The sequence below is a fragment of the Agathobaculum sp. genome (assembly GCF_034098985.1).
In the GTDB taxonomy this organism is placed as follows: domain Bacteria; phylum Bacillota; class Clostridia; order Oscillospirales; family Butyricicoccaceae; genus Agathobaculum.
On record NZ_JAXEOA010000025.1, the window covers coordinates 127,187 to 149,753 of the forward strand.

Here is a 22,567-nt window from a genome sequence, read left to right on the forward strand (position 1 = left end):
ATATTAACGAAATGGCAAGTTCACCCTGCCGGGTTTCCCGGCTTTCAAATGAGAGAAGACGAAAAGGAGACACAGCCAAATGAATGTTTACATCTGCTCTGCTGCCCGTACCGCGATCGGCACATACGGCGGCGCCCTCCGCGACGTTCACTCCTCCGACCTCGGCACTGCCGCCGCTGTCGCCGCGATCGAGCGCGCAGGCGTTGACAAGGCCGCGATCGACGAGGTCATCTTCGGCCAGGTGCTGCAAGGCGGCGTAGGCCAGAACGTTGCGCGCCAGGTGCTCGTAAAGGCCGGCCTGCCCATCACGACCCCCGCAATGACCCTCAACAAGGTCTGCGCTTCCTCGATGCGCGCGATCTCGCTGGGCTCGCAGGTCATCCGTTCGGGTGAGAACCAGATGATGCTGGTCGGCGGCTGCGAAAGCATGTCCGGCGCACCGTACATCTCCCGCAACATGCGCTGGGGCGCCCGCATGAACGACGTTAAGTTTGTCGACATGATGGTGTATGACGGCGTGTTTGATGTGTTCAACCAGTACCACATGGGCATCACCGCGGAAAATGTCGCTGAGAAATACGGCATTACCCGCGAGATGCAGGACCAGATCGGCTATGATTCGCAGATGAAGGCTGCCAAGGCGATTGCCTCCGGCCGCTTTAAGGATGAGATCGTACCGATTACGGTCAAGCAGAAGAAGACCGAGGTCGTTTTCGACACCGACGAGCACTGCCGTCCGCAGACCACGCTGGAAGGCCTCGCCAAGCTGCGCCCCGCTTTCAAGAAGGACGGCGGCACGGTCACCGCGGGCAACGCCTCGGGTATCAACGACGCCGGCGCGGCCATGATCATCGCGAGCGAGGATTTTGTCAAGGCGCACGGCCTTAAGCCCCTCGCCAAGGTCCGTTCGTTCGGCTCTGTCGGCTGCGACCCGTCTATCATGGGCATCGGCCCGATCGAGTCCACCCGCCAGGCGCTGAAGCGCGGCGGTTTGACCGTTGCCGACCTCGACCTGATCGAGTCCAACGAAGCGTTTGCCGCGCAGGCGGCGGCTGTCAACCGTGAGCTTGGCTTTGATATGGAAAAGGTTAACGTCAACGGCGGCGCGATTGCGCTCGGCCATCCGATCGGCGCCGCGGGCTGCCGCATCACGACCACGCTGATCCACGAAATGATCAAGCGCGACCTGACCATCGGCCTCGCCACCATGTGCATCGGCGGCGGCATGGGCGAAGCGATCATCGTTGAACGCGACGAGCTCTGCAAGTAATCCTATTTTTATACCGACAACTTTTGAAGGGAAGTCTTTGAAATGACTGATGTAGTAGTTGAAAAGAAGGGCCATGTAGCCATTGTCAAGATCGAGCACATGCAGGCGATGAACGCACTGTCCACCGATATGTACGCGCAGCTTGAGGAGGCCTTTAACGAGGTCGCCAAGATGGACGACGCGTACTGTGTCGTGCTGACCGGATCGTCCACCGTCAACAAAAAGGGCAAGACGGTCAATTCGTTCGTCGCGGGCGCCGACATCGCGCAGATGTCGACCATGACGGTCGAGGAAGGCAAGTTCTTCGGCAACGATTCCAACCGCGTCTGCTGGATGATCGAGAACTTCAAGCGTCCGGTCATCGCCGCGATCAATGGCTTCTGCCTGGGCGGCGGCTGCGAGCTCGCCATGGCGTGCGACATCCGCCTCGCGTCCGACAACGCCGTGTTCGGCCAGCCCGAAGTCGGCCTGGGTATCACCCCGGGCTGCGGCGGCACGCAGCGTCTGGCGCGCATCGTCGGCCTTGGCAAGGCTAAGGAGATGCTGTACACCGCGCGCGGCAACTATTCCGCACAGGACGCGCTCGACATGGGCTTAGTCAACTACGTCTATCCGCTCGACCAGCTGATGGATGAAGCGCTCAAGCTGGCCGAAGAGATCGCCGCGCAGGCGCCGATCGCGGTGTCGCTCGTCAAGGAAGCGGTCAACGTCGGCATGCAGACCGATCTCAACTCCGCCCTGAAGTTCGAGGGCAACGTATTCGGCCAGTGCTTTGCGACCGAAGACCAGAAATACGGCATGGCTTGGTTCCTCGACAAGAACCGTGACAAGCCGGCCAAGGAATTCAAAAACAAGTAAGCCATCCCAGCATCCGGAGAGTGAGTAGAGTTATTCATCAGCGAACTGTGAGAAGAGAGGTTTTATTAACATGAAAGTATGTGTATTCGGCGCGGGCAACATGGGCGCGCGTATCGCGGAAGTCTTCCTCAATGGCGGCCACGACGTAAAGCTCTTTGACATCAAGCAGGACTTCCTGGACCGCGGCGTTTCCATCATCGACGGCGACCTGTCGTTCCTGGTCTCCAAGGGCAAGCTGACCGAAGCGGATAAGGCTGAGCGTATGTCCCGCCTGTCCTCCTCGATCGACCGCAAGGACGCCAAGGACGCCGAGTTCGTCATGGAAGTCATCCTCGAGCGCATGGATCTGAAAAAGGACCTGCTGCAGGAGCTCGACGGCATCTGCCCGCCCAACACGATCTTCGCTTCCAATACCTCCGGCCTGTCCATCACTGAGATGGCCGCGTGCGTTCCGCACCGCGCCGACAAGTTTATTGGCTGCCACTTCTTCAACCCTGCCCAGATCATGAAGCTGGTCGAAGTCGTTTGTGCCATCCAGACCTCGAATGAAACATTCCAGTTCGCTTATGACCTAATGGTTTCGCTGGGCAAGACCGCCGTCGCGGTTAACGAGGGTCCCGGATTCGTTGTCAACCGTATGCTGATTCCGATGATGAACGAGGCCATCGGCATCTATGCGGACGGCATCGCCTCCCCCTCTGATATCGATATCGCCATGCAGAACGGTACCAGCATGAAGACCGGTCCGTTACATACTGCCGACTTGGTCGGCCACGATGTCAACCTCGCGATCATGGAAAACTTGTATCACGAGACCGGCGACACCAAATACCGCCCGCATCCGCTGCTTCGCAAGATGGTGCGCGCAGGCTGGCTGGGCGTCAAGACCGGCAAGGGCTTTTTTGACTACGACGGTCCGTTCGGCAAGGAAATCATTAAGGAAAAAGAATAATTTATCTCCCAAAAAAGGGGCTGTGTTACAACACAGCCCCTTTTTCTACTGTTATTTGCACAATATGTTTCCAAGTGCTTTGGAATTTTCAACAAAGTTTTGTAAAAGTATGGATTTTGTCGAAGAAACGCGATATAATACGAATTGTACTTAAAAAAACAGCCGCACCATAGCCGCCGACACAGCAAACGCAGTTAGATCGGCGCACAAGGCCGCGGCTACCATGTAGCGCATTTTGGATAACCCCAGCGAGCCGCTGTATACGCTGATGGTGTATAAGCTGGTCTCAGACGACCCCAGCATGACCGCCGCCACCCGTCCCGCATAACTGTCCGGTCCGCAGCGCTGCATGATCTCGCTCCCCAGTGCCAAACCACCTCCCCCGCTGATCGGCTTTAGCAGCGTCAGCGCCGCACACTCCTGCGGAATGCCAAACAGGCTGAGCACGGGAGCCAGCGCAGCAGCAGCCAGATCGATCGCCCCGGAAGCACGCAGCATATAAACCACGGTCAGCATCCCGACCATGGTCGGTAAAATTCCGACCGCTGTTTTTAACCCATTTTTCGCACCGCGCAAAAAAACCGGGAATACATCGACGCCTTTGTACAGTGCGTATATTCCTATGGCTGCCAGCATAGCTGGTACCAACGCGCTCTGCAGCATATGCATTGGGCGGTTCCTCCTTATGCCGCAAGGGCAAATTAGAAATTTTCGGATTTTTTTGTAAAACTCTTACATTTCGACAAATTTCTCGCTTTCCATATGCAATAATACAAATTGTAATCCGGTCCGGCATTTCCCGTTATTTTTCCGCGGGAAAGAATGGACGCAGGAGCCTGCCGCTGAGAAGCACGACCGCCACCGAAGTGATCGAGGCGACCCAGACGGCCGGCATAATGTCGAACGGCGCTGCGGCGCCGCATGCCCCCCGCACCGCGGCAACCGTCGACGGGATGATCTGGATCGAAGCGGTGTTGAGGGTGATGAGCGTGAGCACGGTATCTGGCGAACCGTGCCTCCCCGCAAGCGTGTACAGCCGATCGACGGCTTTCAGGCCAAGCGGCGTTGCCGCGTTGGACAAGCCCAGCAGATTGGCCGTTACATTGGCGCTCACCGCTTCCATGGCCTCTCGGTCATGTGAGGCTTCACCAAACAATGGCCGAAGCACGGGCTGCAACAGCCGTGCCAGCTTTTCCGCTAGGCCGGACGCACTGATTAGTTCCATCATGCCGCTCCAGAAGCACATCAGGCCGGCAATGCTGATCGCCAGCGTCACTGCCTCAGATGCGCCGGTGCTGACAGCCGCCGTTACCGCGTCCATCCGGCCGGTCACCGCGCCGCATACCAGCGCGAGTACCAAAAAGCAGACCCAAACCACGGATAGCATAGCTTTTCCCCCTTTTGCTCACAAATCCCCAGTGGGATTTGCTGATAGATAGAAACGAAGAATGAATCGGAGATGAAGGAGTGTATTTCTAATGAAATCTACTGGTATTGTAAGAAAGGTTGACGAACTCGGACGCATCGTGCTGCCTATCGAACTGCGCCGTACATTGGATATTGAGGTAAAGGACGCGCTGGAAATCTATGTCGACGGTAACCAGATCCTGCTAAAAAAATACGAACCCGCCTGCGTTTTCTGTGGAAACGCCAAGGACGTTGTGCATTACAAGAACAAAAACATATGCAAAAACTGCATTCAGGAAATGCGCAGCCTATAATGTTTTACATCCGCATAGCGGCCGCTCTTCCCAAACCGGGAAGGGCGGCCGCTGTGTTTTTCCCCTTACCGCCGCGTGCCCGCGGCAGCCTTTGTACGGTATTTTTCGCGCGTTGCCATGCCGCCCCGAATATGGCGCTCTTTCTTATTTTTCCGCAGCACGCCCTGCACCTGGTCATACAGCTCACGGTTGAGCTTTTGCAGCCGTGTTGTGATGTCCTTATGTACGGTGGATTTGGAAATGCCAAACCGCGCCGCAGTCTGCCGCACGGTTGCCTCATGGTCGATCATATACTGTGCGAGCTGCACCGCCCGCTCCTCGGGTAAGCCTTTCACCGTCGTCCCCCCTGCCATTTCGCACTGTCGTTACTAACAATCTATGCAGGGTGAAAGAGCGGTAGACCGTGGTGTATCCCGTATTTTCTGCAACCAATCGACAAAAAATGACGGTATATTCCCTAATATAAAAAAAGAGCGCGCTGCTCGGTCACCCGATCAGCGCGTTGATGCCGTCCGTATGATATTGTACCAGCAGCGTGATGCTCTGCCGCACCTCGCGCGGCCGCATCCGGCTTTTCATAATCTGGATAACACCGTGGATCAAGTTCTGTGCCATGATGCGCGAAAGGAGATCCCGGTTGTCCTCATCCGCGATAAGCGGCGCAGTCTTTGCTGCAAAGATTTCAATGAGGCTGGCGCGCAGCCCTTCATAGCGCGTGCCAGACGCTTGCTCCATGATGAGCAGCAGGCCGTATTTCTCGTTGAGCAGGAGCGAGGTTACCTCCTCGGTCAACAGCACCTGGTATTCCCGCGCGCCCGTGCGCGGGTCAAACCGTTTATCCCGGAAGCGCATAAGCAGCTTTTTCAGCCCCTCCGCTGCACTGTCCGTCAGCTCATAAAACAGGTCTTCCTTGCTTTTAAAATAATGATACAAGTTGCTTTTGCTGATGTTGACCTTGTCCGCAATCATTTGAAGCGACGTCCGGTCGTACCCCCGCTGCAAAAACAAATGCTGCGCTTCTACCATAATCCGATGGCGCAGCTCGTCCTTTAATACCTGCATAATAAAGACCACCCATTCATTTCTGCATATATTATATCATTTTTTCATATTTTGTCAATTGACCGTATATTCAGAAACAAAAAAAGTGTCCCGGCGAAAAACGCCAGGACACTGCTTTTTTATAAGGATCAGCCGCCAAACACTTTAATCATAAAGCCTGCGGCAACCGCAGAACCGATGACGCCCGCCACGTTCGGGCCCATGGCGTGCATGAGCAGGAAGTTGGCCGGATTGGCTTTTTGGCCCTCCACCTGCGCGACGCGCGCGGCCATTGGAACAGCCGACACGCCTGCGGAGCCGATAAGCGGATTGATCTTGCCGCCGGACAGCTTGCACATGATCTTGCCAAACAGCAGGCCGCCCAATGTAGACAGCATGAACGCCAGCAGGCCGAGCACAATGATCTTGATGGTCTCCCAGGTCAGGAACGTCTCCGCAACGGCCTTGCAGCCGACCGAAAGCCCTAAGAAGATGGTCACGATGTTGACCAGCGCATTCTGCGCGGTGTCCGACAAACGGTCAACCACGCCGCACTCGCGGAACAAGTTGCCCAGCATCAGCATACCAATCAGCGGCGCGGTCTCCGGGATCAGGCCAATCACGATGATCGCGACAGCGATCGGAAAGACAATTTTCTCCGCCTTGGATACCGGGCGAAGCTGCACCATTTTGATTTCGCGTTCCTTTTTGGTCGTCATCATGCGCATCAGCGGCGGCTGTATCATGGGGATCAGCGCCATATAGGAGTAGGCCGCAATTGCAATTGCCGGCAGATACCGTGCCGCCAGCTTGGAAGCAGTCAGAATCGCGGTCGGACCGTCCGCACCACCGATCACGCCGATCGCAGCCGCAGCCGACGGGTCAAACCCCAGCGCGAGCGCGAGCAGGAACGCCGTGAAGATACCGAACTGCGCGGCCGCGCCGAGCAGCATGGACGACGGCCGGGCGATCAGCGGCCCAAAATCGGTCATCGCGCCGATGCCCAAGAAAATAATCGAAGGGTAAATCGCATGCTGCACGCCTTGATAGAAGACCCACAGCATACCGGGGCTGGCCGTGTCGGTCGGCGCATTGAGCAGGCCTGTCAACGGGAAGTTAGAAAGCAGGATGCCAAATGCGATCGGCACGAGCAGCAGCGGCTCAAACTTTTTGCCGATGCCGAGATAGAGCAGCACGCACGCAATCAAAATCATGATAAGCGGTTTGGGATCGGCCAGCATGGCCGCAAAACCCGATTCGGTCAGGATCTTTTGCAGCACGCCGGTGAAAGAAAATTCAGCCATCTCTCACGCCCCCTGTTACAGCGTGCAAAGCACGGAGCCGGTATCGACAGCCGCGCCTTTCTGTACACTGACCGAAGACACCACGCCGTCGTGCGGCGCACTGATCTCGTTTTCCATTTTCATCGCTTCCAGAATGAACAGTACGTCACCTGCCTTGACCTGCTGGCCGGCAGAGCAGCGTACATCCAAAATGGTGCCCGGCATGGGCGCGGCGACGGTTTCACCGCCCGCCGCGGGTGCAGCTGCGGGAGCAGCCGGGGCAGCAGCAGGTGCGGGCGACGGAGTTGGTGCAGGTGCAGCCGCAGGCGCGTTTCCTTTTAATACAGCAGTCGCCTGGCCCTTCTCGACCTCGACTTCATATTGCTTGCCATTGAGCGTTACAACATATTTCATTGGTCCATTTCCCCCTTAAAGTGCTTTGATCGAGCGGAATACGAGTTGGTCCGGCGTAACGCCGAGCTCGTCGCTGACAATCGCCATGATGCAGGCCGCTGTCAGATCGTTGACGCCGTCCAGCCGCACGGGTGCGGGCGCTGCCGTAACCGCCGGAGTGGGAACTGGCGCTGTCTGGATAGACGGCACAGGCTGCCGCCCGGTGACCGCACCAACCGCTTTTGAAATAACAACGATCATGCCGGAAAGCACGGCCAGCATCAGAAATACAATCACGATGCCGGACAGCGCAATCAGAAAGGATTCGCCAGTTAAATTGCCGGGCATATTCAGCCGACCTCCTTAATGCTAAACTGCACGACGAGCGGCTTTTCACTGTCGCGCTTATCAAAATACTGCTCTGCCTGCTGCGGGAACGCGATATAGCTGAGGACGTCCTCCTCGCTGTGTGCGCGCTCGCCCAGCAAAGCCTTGGCCTCTTCAAATTCAGGCGCGAGTGTGTCGGCATAGCGGCCGGTCAGCGGTTGTTCTTCGCCAAGCACCTGTCTGGCAAGTTCCGGATTAATTTCCCCGGGAGCTTTTCCATATTCGCCCTTGATATAGCTCTTGATCTCTTTGCCGATCGATTTATAGCGCCCGCCAAGTAGCACATTGACCGTCGCCTGCACGCCCACCATCTGGGAAAGCGGTGTGACCAACGGCGGGTAGCCAAGATCCTTTCGCACCTTGGGCGTTTCCTCGAGAACGGCCTCGAGCTTGTCGATCGCGTTCTGCGCCTTGAGCTGCGCGACCAGATTGGACAGCATGCCGCCCGGGATCTGGTAGGTCAGCGCGTCGGTCTTGGTAGACAGCACATATGGGTCAAACACGCCGCTTGCAGAGAACTTCTCTTTGACCGGCAGGAAAAAGTCGTTGACCTTTTTCAGTACGTCTTTGTCCACGCCGCAGTCAAATCCCATCTGCGCAAGCGCGTAAACGAGCGATTCCGTCGCGGGCTGGCTGGTGCCTCCCGAGAAGCACGAGGTTGCACAGTCGATGCCGGCCGCGCCCGCCTCGGCGGCTTTCAGATAGGTCATATATCCGAGGCCGGTCGTCGCATGGGTGTGCACATAAATCGGCAGGCTGATATTTTCCCGCAGCGCGGAAACCAAATCGAAGCACTCCTGCGGAGACATAATGCCCGCCATATCCTTGATGCACAGGCTGTTGCATCCCATTTTTTCAATCTGTTTGCCGAGTGATACAAACATCTCAAGGCTGTGAATCGGGCTGAGCGTGTAGCAGATGCAGCCCTGCGCGTGCCCGCCCGCTTTCAGGCATTCGTCTACCGCCGTTTCAATATTGCGCAGGTCGTTCAGCGCATCGAAAATACGGATGATATCCATTCCGTTTTCAATGGATTTGCGCACGAACCGGCGCACGGTATCATCCGAATAATGATGATAGCCAAGCAGATTCTGCCCACGCAGCAGCATTTGCAGCTTGGTGTTTTTCATGTGCGATTTGATCTTGCGCAGACGCTCCCACGGATCCTCGCCCAGATAGCGCAGGCAGCTGTCGAACGTCGCGCCGCCCCAGCATTCGATGGAATGATAGCCGGCTTTGTCCATTTCGTCCAGAACGGCTTCAAAATCCCCGAAAGGCATGCGGGTGGCGATGAGAGACTGCTGCGCGTCACGCAGCACGGTCTCTGTGATGTGCATGGATTTCACGTTGTTACGCCCCTCCTTTAACCACAAAAAATGGGTTTTCAGCTGTGAAACTTCCCTACTTCCCCATTTTGATTCTATTGGTATCATACCACGTTTCACGCTCGATTTGCAACGATTATTTGTGAGATTTGCCAAAAATACACGGTATCTTAACGAAGGATTTTGCACCCGCGTCGCAATTGACAATCCCACGCACATGCGGTATCATGGATAATAGGTATGCGCCCGTAGCTCAGATGGATAGAGCGACCGCCTCCTAAGCGGTAGGTCGGAGGTTCGACTCCTCTCGGGCGTGCCAGACGAAAAGCCGCCATCCGCGTTCCCATTGTGGAGCAGGATGCGGCTTTTTACCAACTTCCTGTCTGGTAAAAATGTTGATATTTTCGCGTGCTCTGTATAATAAGAGCAGTGTTTTTTAATGAACCAAAAAGGAGGGCATATCCGCCTTGACCGTTATCTACGCTATTCCCGTCGCTTCTGTCAATCCGGACGACCCGACCGTTCGCTCGCTCATTTCGCCCGATCGGCTCGAACTGCTCGACCGCCGCGCGGGACCGGGCCGCGCGCAAAGCGTCGCCGCAACGCTGCTCCTTGAATACGCCATCGCCCGCCGGTTCCCGTTCGTACCGCACCCGCTCGCCATCTCGGTCGCCGAGGGCGGCAAGCCGCATCTGGTCGCGCAACCCGGCGTGCATTTCAGCCTGTCGCACGCGGGAGCATGGGCCGTATGCGCGGTGAGCGACCAACCGGTCGGTGTCGATATCGAGCGCCGCGAACCCGGCCGGCGCGACATCGCCGAACGCTTTTTCCACAAGGAGGAAACGCGTTACCTGAATAGTCTGGTACCCTACCGGCGCGAGGATGCGTTCTATTCGCTCTGGGTGCTCAAGGAAGCGTTTGTAAAAGCGACCGGGCACGGCCTCAGCCTGCCCCTGCGCAGCTTCTGTGTCAACCTGCGCGCAGACCCGCCTACCCTTTCTTGTGAAGAGGTAGACCGTCCTTATTCGCTTGCGCTCGTGCCGTTTCCGGCCGATCTTGCCTATCGCCTCGCCGTATGCACCGAGGGCGCGGACGCGGAGGAACCCCTGCTCGAAATTCTGAATTGACCATAATAAAGGCGGCGCCTGCGGGCGCCGCCTTTTCTATTGCTCTTTGTCGTATGCGGTGCGAACCGCAGTCGCGAGCTGGTCTGAACACGAGGTGCCCTTGCCGCCGCATGAAATGCCTTTGAAATACCCCTCCACCTGATCGACGGTCATGCCTTCGACAACGCGGCTGATCGCCTGCAGGTTGCCGTTGCAGCCGCCGGAAAAGGCAACGTTGTGTACCGTGTCGCCGTCGAGGTCGAAAGAGATCTTCATTGGGCATACGCCGCGCGGCTTATAGTCAAAATGCTGCATAGTCGCTCCCTCCTCAGCAAAGCAGCGTGCGGATATAATCCGCCGCCTCTGCAAAGTCTTTCACTTCAGTATACGCGCGTAATTCCGCGGGTTTCGGCAGGCCGGTCCAGTTGAGCCAGACGCCCGCAATGCCGCAGTCCAGCGCACCTTGCACATCGTGCCGGAAATTATCACCCACCATGACCGCCTCCGACGGCAGGCAGCCACATTTGCGCAGTGCCAGCGCAAAGATCGGCGGCGCGGGCTTATCCTGCCCGGCCTCCTCGCTCGAAACAAGAAAATCCACCTTGTCCGCAAGGCCGAGCCGCTCAAGCTTTTCCATCTGTACATCGGCCAGCATATCGGTGCACACTGCGGTTTTTACGCCTGCGGCGCGCAGTTCGTCCAAAAGCTCCAAAACGCCGGGGCGGCGCTTCATCTTGTCATATACCGCCTGCCAGTATACCTCATGCACCCGGCGCGCATGGCGCACGGCATTGAGCCCCAGCCGCTCCAGCGCCCCCTGCGCGGCCAGCACGCGGTCGTGCAGCGGCGGCATGCCCGGCTGGCTGCGCGCCAACGCGGCGCGGGCTTCCGCAAACGCCGCGACAAAGGCATCCCCCGGCACGCCAAGCTCTGCTTGCGCAAACGCGGCGAGCCGATCATAGGCATACCGGTCGCCCGCTTGGAAGCTCTCGTACAGCGTGTCGTCCAAATCAAAAAATGCTGCTTTCAGTCCCATATTTTCCCTCACAACAGGTTTTCATCATATACTGCGCGGCTGCCGCCGACAAACTTGCACCGCCTGCGCGCACAGATCAGCGTCGCTTCGCCGATCCTGCTCACACCGATGCGCAGCGGCACCACGACCGGGTGAATATGCATACCGATCAGCGTGCCGCCAATATCCATGCCCGCATGTGCCGACTGCCGAAGGCTTTCGACCGCGACCGGGTCGGCAAAACGCGCGTAGGCCGTCGTCGCAAACGAGCCGCCCGCCTTGGGCTGCGGCACGACGTTTACCTGTTCAAGCCCAAACCGCTCGTACGCCGCCCGCTCTACGACCAACGCCCGGTTCAGATGCTCGCAGCACTGCGCCGCCAGATAAATATCGCGCCCGCGCAGCACTTCCCAGATCCCTTCAAAAACAGCTCCCGCCGTTTCCACGCTCGAATGGGTGCCGATCTTTTCGCCTAATATCTCGCTCGATGAACAGCCGACCACAAACAGATCGCCCGCACGCAGCTTTGCGCCGTCGCACACGCGCGCGGCGGCATCGGCGCAGGCTTCCCGGACTTGTTTCAATTCCATGGTATTTAAGCCTCCTTGCGCTTACAGTATACCACATTCGCCTATGTTTGGCACGGGGTTTCACCGCTTTTTTTCCACAGCATAAACTGATCATGAGGCGAGACCTCAAATGATTACAAGCAAGGAGCAACCGCTTATGAATATGCAACTGGGCAACCAGGATCAGATGCTGCCGGCGGACAGCATTGATCCCCGTCTGCTTTCGCTTGCGATGGCGTTCGTTCCGGCGCAGAGCTTTGAAGAGACATATGAACCGTCTCTCGCGCTTTCGCGCGGCACGATCTTCCCGTCGCTTGATAAGCCTTTCCTCGGAGAGGAGGCCGTCCCGAGATGACCGAACGTGAAAAACTGTTAAACCGTGTGCGTATGTATGACTTTGCGCTGGTCGATGTGATCGAGTATCTCGACGGCCATCCAAAAAACGCCGCCGCACTTGCGTACTATAGCAAAATGCGCACAGCCTTTGACAAGGCCGCCGCAGAATACGAGGACCACTTCGGCCCGCTGACCGCGCGGGAGACCGACACCCGTTCGGGCGTATGGCATTGGATTGACGACCCGTGGCCTACACCATGCATATGACAATTCACACGCGCCAGAAGATATGTACCGTTTCGCGGGAAATCTCTATTTTTTCCACCAAAACGTTTAAAACCGTGCGTTTATCCTCAAATTCCAGACTGTCCCACTTGCCTGCGCAATCGGCGACCGCCGCAGCATCCACACCGGCTTGAGACCGCTCAAGTTCCAGCAGTTCTTGGCTCCACGCCTGCTCCTGCCGTTCAATTTCGGCAACGCGGCTGTTGATCAGCTTCATCGCCGCGTCGTTCGCCACAAGGATGCGCGAGAGCAGCACTTCCTTTTCACCGGCAAGCGCAGAAAGCCTTGCACGCAGCTCAGCGGCCCGAGGGTCTTCTTCCGGCTTTTGTTGGCAGAGCACTCCGAAGCTCTCGAGCTTTGCTTTGATCTGTTCGGCTACGCAAGCCTCTACCTGCTCTGCTTTCAGCAGGCCTGTCGAACTGCACCCATGAGAATTATAGCGGTGGGAACACGCCAAATAGCGGCGCCAATTGGGCGGCGCGCGTTTAACGACCAAAGCATAGCCGCATTCCGCGCATTTTGCTTTGCCGGCAAGCCATGTCCATTTGGCTTTATTGCTGATGGACAGCGGTTTATTGCCCATGTTGCGCTTCCTGCACGCAAGCCAAACATCCGGTTCCACAATGCCCTGATGTGGTGCCAAGATCAGCCTCGTGCCTTCCAGATGGCATTCCTTACGTCTGCCGTCTTCTCCGGTGAACAGAAAGCACCCATTTTGCCCGATAAACAATTCCTGATCGCTTAGCACCTCTGCGCCGACCTGCTTATAAAAGTCGTAAACGCTGCGGTCCGCCTTCACATAGATCGGGTTGCGGATCGTCTCCAGGATACGCTCGCGCGTCCACGGTTTACCTCGCCGGTTCACGATGCCGCTTCCCTGCAAATGCTTGACCACATCGCCAATGGAATTTCGCATATCCGCATAGAGTGAGCAGATCAGGCGGATATGCTCCGCTTCCACAGACTCCGGCACATAGCGCTTTGTATGAATACCATCTACCTCGATAGGCTCGAGCGTAAACCCATAGGGAATATGCCCGCCCATAAAAAAGCCGTGTTTCATCCGCGCGGCGTACGAATCCGTCACGCGCATCTGGATTGTCTCGCGTTCCAACTGGGCAAAAACGATGCAGATATTCAGCATCGCCCGCCCCATCGGTGTAGAGGTGTCAAACTTCTCCGTACAAGAAACAAATTCGACATGAAACTGCTGAAATTCTTCCATCATATTTGCAAAATCCAGAATAGAACGGCTGATACGGTCCAATTTATACACGATCACCCGGGCGGCTTTCCCCTGCCGCAATTGCTCCATCATTGCTTGAAACTCGGGTCGCTTTGTATTTTTTCCACTGTAACCTCTATCAAAAAAGGTTTGATATTCTCCTCCCCTGGTCTCATATTTGCAATACTCGATCTGGCTCTCTATCGAAATACTGTCAGCCTTGTCGATCGACTGCCTTGCATAAATAAAGTCCATATCAGGCCCCTTTCATACGAAAAGAGCTGTTAACGTATCCAGATATACGCCAACAGCCCAATGCGTTTCAGAAGCTATACATATTTCACAAATATATGAAACAGTTCCCTCGCCGCATTCTCCCTTGCCCTATAGATGGTCTCAGCAGTCCCTTTCGGCTGTATATGCACGACTGTAAACTCAAAATCGGTGAGCTTTGCCGCTGGATGTGTTGAGTGATCGTCCAACTTTCATGCCTCCTCATCCACATCCTACGAGCGTTATGGAAAGAGTATTCAAGTTTATTTCCCATATCAGTAAAGATCCGTACCAGAATCATACTTGAATCTGATCTCTTCTTAACTGATAGCTATTCTAATTCTTATCGGGAAGTTGAGAAACTTTCAACATTTAATCGGCAAGAAAGCCCCGGCCATATGGCCGGGGCTTTCTTGCCGATTAAATGATTATAGCCACACATCACTGTGTTGCCGCACCGCGCAGACTCTCCAAATACTGCTTTTTGTAGCGTATCGGCGAAACGCCCACGATTTTCGTGAAAATCGTGCTGAAATAATTCGTGTTGTCATAGCCGACAATGGTCGCAATCTGAGTCGCGGTATAATCGCTGCTGACCAGATAGGTCTGCGCCAGCCCGATGCGGCGGCGGATGACATACTGGATGGGAGAATAGCCTGTGGTCTTTTTGAACAAATGCGAGATGTAGGGCTCGCTGCACTGGAACGCATCGGCCAGCGTTTTGAGTGTCAGCGGCTCGGTGAAATGCTGATCCAGATAATCGCGTATCCGGGCAGACATGCGGGTGTCCTGCTCAGAACTGTCGGTCAGCCGCGGTTCCACCTCGATCTTATGCGCGATCAGCAGTAGAGCCGCTGTCAGGCACTGCGCGGCCGCCTTGCCGAATGTACCGGTATCCAGAATCTGATAGGCGCGCTCACAGAGCTCGTTTAAGAAGTCAAACAGCGCGCCGGCCGGCCGCACCGGATAGCCGTCCGACGGGATGATGTGGTTCTCCGGCAGGCCTTCTAACCGCAGATTTGAAACGCCGAAGCAATATGTACCGATCTCCTGATCGGACATGCTACGCACTTCGTGGGCTTCCCCTTGATTGTAAAATAGAATGTCGCCCGCCTGGATGGGATATGTCTGGCTACGGGTCACATAATTCCCAAAGCCGCGGTAAACCAGCAGGATCTCGCACAGCGAATCGTGGCTGTGCAGCGGCCGGTCTCGCTTCTGGCCGCCGAACTGCTGCTTTGTGATATACAGCAGCGTGGGCATGCGTTCGTTCCCGGACATCCCCTGTGAAAACACATGGTTCAGATAATTCGTCTCTAATTTTGTAGACATTGTCAGACCACCTCGCTTTGATGTGGGGTAGCGGAAAGCCGCGGTCGCGCCCCAGCTTTCCGTCGTCAGGCGGCGACGCCAAGCAGGGAGAACAGCAGATACAGCGGCATGGCAAAGAAGCCCCAGCACTCGTTGATGAAATTCATGATGCCGGTGCCGAAAAACATGACGAACGGCGCGACGATAGTGGCCGCCACCGCGATCACCATTCCAAACACTTTAACCATCTTGACCAGCTTGGCCGCTTTGGCCTGCGGCGCGAAAATGGGCTGGTATAGGTCGAGCATGAAGATTGTGACCGACGAATTGAGCACCGAATTGAAAGACGATAGGATCGCGCCGAACATCACGGCGGCAAGGAAACCCAGCAGCGGCTTGGGGACAATCTCGAGGATGAGCATGGGGTACGCCGCGTCTGCCGCCATGCCGACCGAGGTGTCCATCCGCCCCGCAAGCAATTGGAACGCGATGATGCCCGGAATGACCAGAATGGCTGCGTCCAGAATCTTAAAAAAGCCCGCCCAGATCGCGCCCTTCTGGCTTTCGGCCAAGTTTTGCCTGCAAGCGACCGCTGGATGATCGACTGGTTGGTCGCCCAATAAAACAGGTTGTTACCTTGCTTGGCTGTGATCAGTCGTAATCTACCCAGACAGAACCCTTGTCGGCCGATTCGACGCACTTTTCGATCCATTTGACGCCCTGTGCCCCGGCTTCCACGCTCGGATACCAGAAATCGCCGTACGCGCCCTTGTCCGCGTCCGCCATCGCCACGGCGAAACGGGCGTACAAGTTGGCCCACGCCTCGAACAGCCCCTCCGCGTGGCCGCCGCCGATGCGATCCTCCACACGCGCCTCGTCGTACAGATAGCCCGCGCCGCGCTCGAGCACGCGCACCGGCTCGCCCTCGATCTCATAGGTCATCTGGTTCGGGCGCTCGTCGTCCCATTCGAGCGAAGCCTTGGAGCCCACTACGCGGATCTTATGATAATGGCGCGCGCCGCAGTTGATCGAACTTGCCCAGCAGTACACCTGCGCGCCCGCCTGCACCGACTGGCTGCCCTTGAGGTTCATGATGACAAAGGCATTATCCTCCAACTCGCGCCCCTCGACAAACGCCTGCTTGGTGCACATCAGGTTGTCGATCTGCATATCTGGAATCATCGCTTCGATGAGGAACAGTGGATGCGTGCCCACGTCGCCCAGTGCGAAGGACGGGCCTGCCTTTTTCGGGTCAAAGCGCCACTTTGCTGCCGGGTTTGTCTCCTCAATTTTGACGTTGTAGCCGCCGAACGCAAAGCTCATATTGATAACGCGGATCTCGCCGAGGTCGCCGCGGCGGATCATCTGGCGCGCCTGCTGGATGAGCTGGTGGCCGGAATAGCCATAGGTCACGCCGACCACGCGCTTCTTTTCGTTAGCCAGCTCCACGAGCTCTTCGGCCTCGGCCGAGGTGAAGCACAGCGGCTTTTCGCAGACCACGTGCAGTCCCGCGTTCAGCGCGGCCTTGCACACCTCGTAATGCATGCCGTTGGGCGTGGCGATCGAGACCGCCTGGATGCCGTCCGGACGCTTGGCCTCCTCGGAAAACAGAGTCTTATAATCTGGGTAGCAGCGCGCCGGATCGACGCGCAGACTTTCGCCAAACGCCTTGCCGCGCGTGGGGTCGATATCGAATGCACCTGCTACCAGTTCGAAGTTGTTGTCGCGCAGGGCGGCCGAACGATGAATATACCCGATCTGGCTCCCCTTGCCTCCGCCGACCATTGACCAGCGGATTGGGTTCCCCACTCTTTTTTCTCCATTATACATGATGCGTTTCTCCTTTTTATGTATGAATCATTAAATCTGGTACCCGACGCTCTTTAAATAGTCCACGCTGGCCTTCACGTCGCGCAGGCTGGTGTCGCTGTTGCGCGGATCGCGCTCCTGCTCAATCGTAATATAGCCCGCGTAGCCAATCCCGTCCAGCGCGCTGCGAATGGCTGGATAGTCCAGACAGCCCTTACCAATTGGGCACATCGCGCCCTTGCCACAGCCCTCAAAAAAGCGGATATGCTCGCTTAGCACCTGCCGGTAGACCGTCTCGTCGACATCCTTAAAATGGACGTAATCCAGCCGCGCGGCGTACTTTTCCAGCCACTCCACTGGATCCATGCCCGAATAATATAGATGGCCGGTGTCCAGGCACAGGCCGGCGGTCTCATAGGGGATATCCCGCGTGACCGCGTCGATCTCGTCGGCAAACTCAATGTAGCCGCCCGCGTGCGGGTGGATGACCGGGCGAACGCCGTAGGAATTCGCGCGGTCGCAAACGGCGCGCACATTGCCCATAAACCGTTCCCACGCTTCCGGCGAAAGGCGCGGCGCACGGTCGGAGTGCCCCGCGGCGTAATCGCGCTCATCGTGCCCCCAGTCCATAACTGTCATATACGGCGTCGGGAACTTTTGCCCCTGGTGCACCGGCAGGCGCGGCAGCGCGGGATCGGTGATCAGGCGGCAGATATCATCCACCGCCCGCAGCACACTCTCTTGGTTGTCCGGGTCGAGCAGATCGTGAAAGATTGTGCCCGCCACAATGGCAAGGCCGTTCTTGCGCAGCTCCGCCGAAACCGCCGGCACGTCGATCGGCAGATATCCGTAAGGCCCGAGCTCAATTGCGCTGTAGCCCGCCTTGCCCGCTTCCTCCAGCACGCGCTTCCATGGCGGCAAATACGGGTTGTTGACGTCGTCTACGCCCCAGCAGCAGGGCGCGCCGCAAATTTGAATTGACATGATCGCTTACTCCTTTCTATCGTTCCAATGCTGTTACACATGTGACTGCATCGTTCTTTTTCTCTTTGCATGCGCTATTATAGCGCAAACCTATCAATGCAGTTTCCCGGTTCTTGCGCTTTCTCCTGCCCATACACCGGAAATCTTGCACAAATTTAGCAATTATTTTTTGTCGATTGCGGTTTCTTGCTCTTTTTAGAAAAATCCTGCATACTAGAAGAACCGGATATCCAGAAAAAAGGAGGGAACCGCATGACGCTGTATCCGCCGCCGTCTTTTCAGGACGGCCTCACGCCCTCGTTGCTCTACGCCACCCGGCAGACTGTCTCCAGTCAAAAGGTGCACCGTTCCATCCACCGGCACGACGGCATCGTTGAGCTTCTGTTCGTGTATCAGGGCGAAGGAACCTATATCGTGGACGGATATAGCTATTCGATCCGCCCGGGAGACCTGCTATTATACAACCAAGGCGACCTCCACGAGGTCTCCTCCGCCTCGGAGCATGAGATCGGAACCTTCTGCTTCGGCATTTCCGGATTGTCTCTCAACGGGCTTACCCCCGGGCAGATGACCACGCCGGAAAACGGCTTCGTCCGCCCCGCCGGCGCGCGCCACGCCGAAATCCACGCGCTCTGCAAGCTGATTTACGAGCACATGGAGCAAAACACCGCGCACGCGCACGAGATTGCCAACCGACTCCTGCCTGCGCTCGTATTGCTCTCGCTGGATTTTCCGGCGGACGAACGGAGCGGACAGCAGCAGGCCGACCTCATCCTTTCCAACCGCATCCGGCAATACATCGCCGTGCATTTTGCCGAGCCGCTGACACTGGCAGGGCTTGGCAGCCTGCTGCATGTTTCGCCGTATTATCTGGCCCATGTGTTTAAGCGCATCACGGGTTTCTCCCCCATCCAGTACATGATCCGCTGCCGCATCGGCGAGGCGCAAAACCTGCTGATCACGACCGATTACAGCGCCGCACAGATTGCGGCCATGGTCGGCTATAACGGCGCAGGGCATTTTAACGCCATTTTTACCAAGACGGTCGGCCTGCCGCCCATCCGCTACCGCCGCGAATACCTTGCGCGGATGCAGGGCAGGCGCGGACAATAGCTCTCTCGGCCGGAAAAAAAAAGTGCGCTTCTACTTGATAGAAGCGCACTTTTTTCTCAAATGCCGCAGGCCGCCAGACGAAGCATCTGGCAGCCTACGCCGGCGCATTGAGAGAGGTTGATGCGCCGCTGGAAAAAGGAGAAAGATACTTGCAATATCAGGATATCCCTTGCCGCCGGCGGCGCGAATGCGACCCGCCTTAAATGGGCTTCACGGTCACTTGATGAAATTGTCTACGTTGTCCTTAGTAACGAGCTGCGGGGTGATATTGTAGTAGTTGTCAACCAGTCCGTCGATTGCTTCGCCCTTAATGAGGCCAAGCGCGCACTTGAGCGTGCCTTCTCCCTGCGCGACCGGATCCTGGAAAACCGAGCAGGCCATGTCGCCCGCCTTTACGGCAGCGCAGCCGACGTCTGTCGCGTCAATACCAACCACCGGGCAGAATACGGTCTTGTCGCCGTTGGTCTTCATCGCCTCGATGACGCCCAGCGCCATCTCGTCGTTGTTGCAGATGACCGCGTCCACAGTTTCGCCCGTGCCCATGAACTGGCTGAACTGATCCATTGCCTTGCCGCGATCCCACTCAGCGGTGTTCTCAAATACATAATTCGCCTTAATCCCGTTGGCCTCGAGCGCCGCTTTGGCGGAATTGGTACGTTTGGTCACATTGTCCAGGCCCAGCGTGCCGGTGAACATCGCGATGTTGACCTCGGTCTTGCCGTCCGCTTCAAACAGCTTGGCCAGATAATTTCCCTGCTCGGTGCCGTACAACGTCTCGTCGGTGCCGACGTAAACGACCTGCCCATCCTTGAGCACGTCCAGATTGGGCTGACGGTTGACGAAGACAACCTTCATGTCGCCAGCGGCGGCCAGCACGTCCTCGGCCGAATCGTTGTTAGCCAAGCCGATAACCGCGGCGTCGTAGCCGTCGGCCGCCCAGGTCTGCACCTGGCCGAGCTGCGTGGCGACGTCCTGGTTGGCATCCAGAATGCTCAGGTCAATGTTGTTCTCCTCAGCAAAGGGCTTCATCGCATTTTCCATAGAGGTCCAGAACTGGTCGCGCATCGCAATTGAAAAGCCGACCTGATACTTTTCTGCAGCGCCTCCCTCATTTGTGGCCTGCTCGCCGCCCTCCCCAGGGGTCTGCGCGCCGTCGTCTCCACAGCCGGCCAGAAGCCCTAGGCTCATCGCGCTTACCAATAATACAGCTAATAGTCTTTTTTTCATGTTGTGTTCTCTCCTTCTCTTTTCGGAATGTACACGCCTCCGGATTCCGGGCGGTGCTCTATGGTTTCTATTATACAGACCCGCCCGCCGCCGCACCTTCACAATGCTGTTTGCGGAATCCTTGATTATGTGGATATTTTGCATAAATATTGCCCTGTGATGTTTGGAAACTCCACTTTCCTGTCCTTTGGCCGTTCCGAGCACCTCCCGTGACTTCACCGGAGGAAGTCACGTTGTTTTTGGATGCTTCTACAAAACGCATCGCAGCCCGCCCATCGCTTTGATATATTTGTACCAATCCCACCGCCCTCTGTCCAATCAGGCTGACATATGCGCCCGCCTTTTCCGGCCATGCGGCGACGCGCGTCCGCTTCCGCGAGGACAGGATTGTGGAGTATCCAAAAATGGATGCCTGTTTTTTGTGGAAGATTCCCCCGCTTTCCAGCCGTCCGCAACAGGATAGTGAAGGGCAGCCCGCTGGAATTACGGTAAAATAAAGCTATCGCGAGGAGGGCCGGCGCGGCTGCCGTCGGCGGAAAGCGAACTGATATTAAAAGGAGAGAAGAAAAGTGGAGGTGGCAAAGTGAGCGAGTACATATTGGAAATGACCGATATCATCAAGGACTTCCCCGGCGTGCGTGCTCTGGACGGCGTGCAGCTCAAACTGCGGCCCGGCACGGTGCATGCGCTGATGGGCGAAAACGGCGCAGGCAAATCCACATTGATGAAGTGTCTGATCGGTATCTACCACAAAACCTCGGGAACAATCCGGTTTAAGGGCAAGGAAGTGGATTTCAAGGGGCCGCTCGAAGCCCTGCAAAACGGTATTTCCATGATTCATCAGGAGCTGAGTCCCGTGTTGGAAAGGCCGGTATCCGAAAACGTATGGCTGGGGCGCGAACCTTATAAGGGCATCCATATTGACCACAAGAAGATGCGCGCCGATACGATCGAACTGTTTAAGGAAATGGATCTGAATATCGACCCGGATGAAAAGATGGGCAATCTGACCGTCGCACAGATGCAGATGGTCGAAATCTGCAAAGCCGTGTCCTTCAAGCCCGACGTTATGATTCTGGATGAACCCACCTCCTCGCTGACCGAAGGCGAGGTCGTGCACCTGTTTCAGATCATCCGCAAGCTGCGGAGCGAGGGCTGCGCGCTGATCTACATTTCCCATAAGATGGACGAAATCTTCCAGATCTGCGATGAAATGACCACGCTGCGGGACGGCCAGTTCGTCGGGCACGACCTTGCCAAGGAAACCACGGTGGACGCGCTGATCACCCAAATGGTTGGCCGCGAGGTATCCAACATGTTCCCCAAGATTCCGTGCGAGATCGGCGAAGTGGTCTTCCAGGTCGAGGGGCTGCGCTCGGGCAAGCAGGTCAAGGACGTTTCGTTCGACGTGCGGCGCGGCGAAATCCTCGGCTTTGCCGGCTTGGTCGGCGCGGGGCGGACCGAAACCGTTGAAACCATTTTCGGCATGCGGCACAAGGACGGCGGCAAGGTCTTTAAGGACGGCCGCGAGCTCACCATCCGCAGCCCGCACGACGCGATCCGCGAGCGCATCGCGCTGCTGACCGAGGACAGGCGCGGGAACGGAATCGTCGGCATCCGCAGCGTCAAGGATAACACCATTCTCGCCAACCTGCCCGCATACGGCTTCCCGATCAACCATAAAAAGATCAACGAGGACACCGATAAATACGTCAAGGCAATGAACACGAAAACACCGTCCAACGACCAGCTCATCATGTACCTTTCCGGCGGCAACCAGCAGAAGGTGCTCATCGGCCGCTGGCTGCTGACCAACCCGGACGTACTCATTGTCGACGAGCCGACCCGCGGCATCGACGTGGGCGCGAAAGCCGAGATCCACACGCTGATCTCAAAGCTGGCGGCGGAAGGCAAGGCCATTGTGCTGATTTCTTCCGAATTGCCCGAGGTCATGGGGATGGCCGACCGCATCGTGGCGATGTATGAGGGCGAGGTCACCGGTGTGGTCGAGCGCGACAGCACGCAGTGGTCGAGCGAGCATATCATGGCGCTTTGCCATGGGCAAAAGGACTAAGGAGAGAAAA

Annotated in this window: 26 protein-coding genes and 1 tRNA gene; 10 read left to right on the forward strand and 17 right to left on the reverse strand. The window is 56.8% G+C overall.

The genetic code is table 11. The features are described from left to right. The first annotated feature begins 79 nt into the window (after nucleotides 1-79). The 3 genes from SO058_RS08875 (at nucleotide 80) to SO058_RS08885 (ending at nucleotide 3,080) form a co-directional block, all read left to right on the forward strand. Nucleotides 80-1,270, forward strand: a complete 1,191-nt coding sequence (locus SO058_RS08875) for an acetyl-CoA C-acetyltransferase (RefSeq protein WP_320842638.1) — start codon at nucleotides 80-82, stop codon at nucleotides 1,268-1,270. Nucleotides 1,271-1,312: 42 nt separating this feature from the next. Continuing rightward, a complete protein-coding gene (locus SO058_RS08880) occupies nucleotides 1,313-2,128 on the forward strand; it encodes an enoyl-CoA hydratase-related protein (RefSeq protein WP_320842639.1) in 816 nt (271 codons plus the stop codon). 70 nt (nucleotides 2,129-2,198) lie between these two features. Further along, nucleotides 2,199-3,080, forward strand: a complete 882-nt coding sequence (locus SO058_RS08885) for a 3-hydroxyacyl-CoA dehydrogenase family protein (protein WP_320842640.1) — start codon at nucleotides 2,199-2,201, stop codon at nucleotides 3,078-3,080. Between the two features lie 150 nt (nucleotides 3,081-3,230). On the opposite strand, the gene SO058_RS08890 is transcribed toward SO058_RS08885, so the two are convergent. Together SO058_RS08890 and SO058_RS08895 are read right to left on the reverse strand one after the other, a co-directional pair. After that, nucleotides 3,231-3,749: a nucleoside recognition domain-containing protein gene (locus SO058_RS08890; RefSeq protein ID WP_320842641.1), complete on the reverse strand. Its 519-nt coding sequence runs from the start codon at nucleotides 3,747-3,749 to the stop codon at nucleotides 3,231-3,233. Nucleotides 3,750-3,882: 133 nt separating this feature from the next. Next, a complete protein-coding gene (locus tag SO058_RS08895) occupies nucleotides 3,883-4,467 on the reverse strand; it encodes a nucleoside recognition domain-containing protein (RefSeq protein ID WP_320842642.1) in 585 nt (194 codons plus the stop codon). Between the two features lie 91 nt (nucleotides 4,468-4,558). Between SO058_RS08895 and SO058_RS08900 the strand changes: the two genes are divergently transcribed. Next, complete coding sequence (locus tag SO058_RS08900; RefSeq protein ID WP_320842643.1) at nucleotides 4,559-4,801, forward strand: AbrB/MazE/SpoVT family DNA-binding domain-containing protein; 243 nt, start codon at nucleotides 4,559-4,561, stop codon at nucleotides 4,799-4,801. Nucleotides 4,802-4,866: 65 nt separating this feature from the next. On the opposite strand, the gene SO058_RS08905 is transcribed toward SO058_RS08900, so the two are convergent. The 6 genes from SO058_RS08905 to SO058_RS08930 form a co-directional block, all read right to left on the reverse strand. Next, complete coding sequence (locus SO058_RS08905) at nucleotides 4,867-5,136, reverse strand: sporulation transcriptional regulator SpoIIID (RefSeq protein WP_320842644.1); 270 nt, start codon at nucleotides 5,134-5,136, stop codon at nucleotides 4,867-4,869. A 151-nt stretch (nucleotides 5,137-5,287) separates the two neighbouring features. After that, nucleotides 5,288-5,863 (reverse strand): TetR/AcrR family transcriptional regulator, encoded by a 576-nt coding sequence (locus SO058_RS08910; RefSeq protein ID WP_320842645.1) that lies wholly within the window; start codon nucleotides 5,861-5,863, stop codon nucleotides 5,288-5,290. Nucleotides 5,864-5,991: 128 nt separating this feature from the next. Further along, nucleotides 5,992-7,146, reverse strand: coding sequence for a sodium ion-translocating decarboxylase subunit beta (locus SO058_RS08915; RefSeq protein ID WP_320842646.1), 1,155 nt, complete (start codon nucleotides 7,144-7,146; stop codon nucleotides 5,992-5,994). Nucleotides 7,147-7,161: 15 nt separating this feature from the next. Further along, nucleotides 7,162-7,539: a biotin/lipoyl-containing protein gene (locus SO058_RS08920; protein WP_320842647.1), complete on the reverse strand. Its 378-nt coding sequence runs from the start codon at nucleotides 7,537-7,539 to the stop codon at nucleotides 7,162-7,164. Between the two features lie 15 nt (nucleotides 7,540-7,554). Beyond that, on the reverse strand, nucleotides 7,555-7,866 hold the full coding sequence (locus SO058_RS08925) for an OadG family protein (RefSeq protein ID WP_320842648.1): 312 nt from the start codon (nucleotides 7,864-7,866) through the stop codon (nucleotides 7,555-7,557). Between the two features lie 2 nt (nucleotides 7,867-7,868). Continuing rightward, nucleotides 7,869-9,251, reverse strand: a complete 1,383-nt coding sequence (locus tag SO058_RS08930; RefSeq protein WP_320842649.1) for a pyruvate carboxylase subunit B — start codon at nucleotides 9,249-9,251, stop codon at nucleotides 7,869-7,871. A gap of 221 nt (nucleotides 9,252-9,472) precedes the next feature. On the opposite strand from SO058_RS08930, the gene SO058_RS08935 reads away from it, so the two are divergent. Both SO058_RS08935 and SO058_RS08940 read left to right on the forward strand, forming a co-directional pair. Beyond that, nucleotides 9,473-9,549: transfer RNA gene (locus SO058_RS08935), tRNA-Arg, on the forward strand. 148 nt (nucleotides 9,550-9,697) lie between these two features. Further along, complete coding sequence (locus SO058_RS08940; RefSeq protein WP_320842650.1) at nucleotides 9,698-10,357, forward strand: 4'-phosphopantetheinyl transferase family protein; 660 nt, start codon at nucleotides 9,698-9,700, stop codon at nucleotides 10,355-10,357. 36 nt (nucleotides 10,358-10,393) lie between these two features. On the opposite strand, the gene SO058_RS08945 is transcribed toward SO058_RS08940, so the two are convergent. The 3 genes from SO058_RS08945 to SO058_RS08955 are packed head-to-tail and all read right to left on the reverse strand — an operon-like array spanning nucleotide 10,394 to nucleotide 11,941. After that, nucleotides 10,394-10,651 carry a TIGR03905 family TSCPD domain-containing protein gene (locus SO058_RS08945; RefSeq protein ID WP_320842651.1) on the reverse strand — a complete coding sequence of 86 codons (258 nt, stop codon included), beginning with the start codon at nucleotides 10,649-10,651 and terminating at the stop codon, nucleotides 10,394-10,396. A 13-nt stretch (nucleotides 10,652-10,664) separates the two neighbouring features. Next, nucleotides 10,665-11,372, reverse strand: coding sequence for an HAD family hydrolase (locus SO058_RS08950; RefSeq protein WP_320842652.1), 708 nt, complete (start codon nucleotides 11,370-11,372; stop codon nucleotides 10,665-10,667). 8 nt (nucleotides 11,373-11,380) lie between these two features. Then, nucleotides 11,381-11,941 (reverse strand): TIGR01440 family protein, encoded by a 561-nt coding sequence (locus tag SO058_RS08955; RefSeq protein ID WP_320842653.1) that lies wholly within the window; start codon nucleotides 11,939-11,941, stop codon nucleotides 11,381-11,383. Nucleotides 11,942-12,077: 136 nt separating this feature from the next. On the opposite strand from SO058_RS08955, the gene SO058_RS08960 reads away from it, so the two are divergent. Continuing rightward, nucleotides 12,078-12,275 carry a spore coat associated protein CotJA gene (locus tag SO058_RS08960; protein WP_320842654.1) on the forward strand — a complete coding sequence of 66 codons (198 nt, stop codon included), beginning with the start codon at nucleotides 12,078-12,080 and terminating at the stop codon, nucleotides 12,273-12,275. After that, complete coding sequence (locus tag SO058_RS08965; protein ID WP_320842655.1) at nucleotides 12,272-12,523, forward strand: spore coat protein CotJB; 252 nt, start codon at nucleotides 12,272-12,274, stop codon at nucleotides 12,521-12,523. Before SO058_RS08960 ends, SO058_RS08965 begins: the two co-directional genes overlap by 4 nt. A gap of 4 nt (nucleotides 12,524-12,527) precedes the next feature. On the opposite strand, the gene SO058_RS08970 is transcribed toward SO058_RS08965, so the two are convergent. The 5 genes from SO058_RS08970 to SO058_RS08990 form a co-directional block, all read right to left on the reverse strand. Then, nucleotides 12,528-14,021, reverse strand: a complete 1,494-nt coding sequence (locus tag SO058_RS08970) for a recombinase family protein (protein WP_320842656.1) — start codon at nucleotides 14,019-14,021, stop codon at nucleotides 12,528-12,530. Between the two features lie 459 nt (nucleotides 14,022-14,480). After that, on the reverse strand, nucleotides 14,481-15,371 hold the full coding sequence (locus tag SO058_RS08975) for a helix-turn-helix domain-containing protein (protein ID WP_320842657.1): 891 nt from the start codon (nucleotides 15,369-15,371) through the stop codon (nucleotides 14,481-14,483). A 65-nt stretch (nucleotides 15,372-15,436) separates the two neighbouring features. Then, entirely contained in the window at nucleotides 15,437-15,970 is a 534-nt protein-coding gene (locus tag SO058_RS08980; RefSeq protein ID WP_320842658.1) for a sodium:solute symporter family transporter, read from the reverse strand. 31 nt (nucleotides 15,971-16,001) lie between these two features. Next, nucleotides 16,002-17,159 (reverse strand): Gfo/Idh/MocA family protein, encoded by a 1,158-nt coding sequence (locus tag SO058_RS08985; protein WP_320842659.1) that lies wholly within the window; start codon nucleotides 17,157-17,159, stop codon nucleotides 16,002-16,004. 51 nt (nucleotides 17,160-17,210) lie between these two features. Beyond that, complete coding sequence (locus SO058_RS08990) at nucleotides 17,211-18,143, reverse strand: sugar phosphate isomerase/epimerase family protein (RefSeq protein ID WP_320842660.1); 933 nt, start codon at nucleotides 18,141-18,143, stop codon at nucleotides 17,211-17,213. A gap of 252 nt (nucleotides 18,144-18,395) precedes the next feature. On the opposite strand from SO058_RS08990, the gene SO058_RS08995 reads away from it, so the two are divergent. Further along, the gene (locus tag SO058_RS08995; protein ID WP_320842661.1) at nucleotides 18,396-19,256 is read left to right on the forward strand and encodes a helix-turn-helix domain-containing protein; all 861 of its coding nucleotides are present in this window, start codon (nucleotides 18,396-18,398) and stop codon (nucleotides 19,254-19,256) included. A 216-nt stretch (nucleotides 19,257-19,472) separates the two neighbouring features. Here SO058_RS08995 and SO058_RS09000 read toward each other — a convergent pair whose 3' ends face one another. Then, the gene (locus SO058_RS09000; RefSeq protein ID WP_320842662.1) at nucleotides 19,473-20,483 is read right to left on the reverse strand and encodes a sugar ABC transporter substrate-binding protein; all 1,011 of its coding nucleotides are present in this window, start codon (nucleotides 20,481-20,483) and stop codon (nucleotides 19,473-19,475) included. A gap of 583 nt (nucleotides 20,484-21,066) precedes the next feature. Here SO058_RS09000 and SO058_RS09005 point away from each other — a divergent pair. After that, nucleotides 21,067-22,557 carry a sugar ABC transporter ATP-binding protein gene (locus tag SO058_RS09005; RefSeq protein ID WP_320842663.1) on the forward strand — a complete coding sequence of 497 codons (1,491 nt, stop codon included), beginning with the start codon at nucleotides 21,067-21,069 and terminating at the stop codon, nucleotides 22,555-22,557. Nucleotides 22,558-22,567 lie beyond the last annotated feature (10 nt).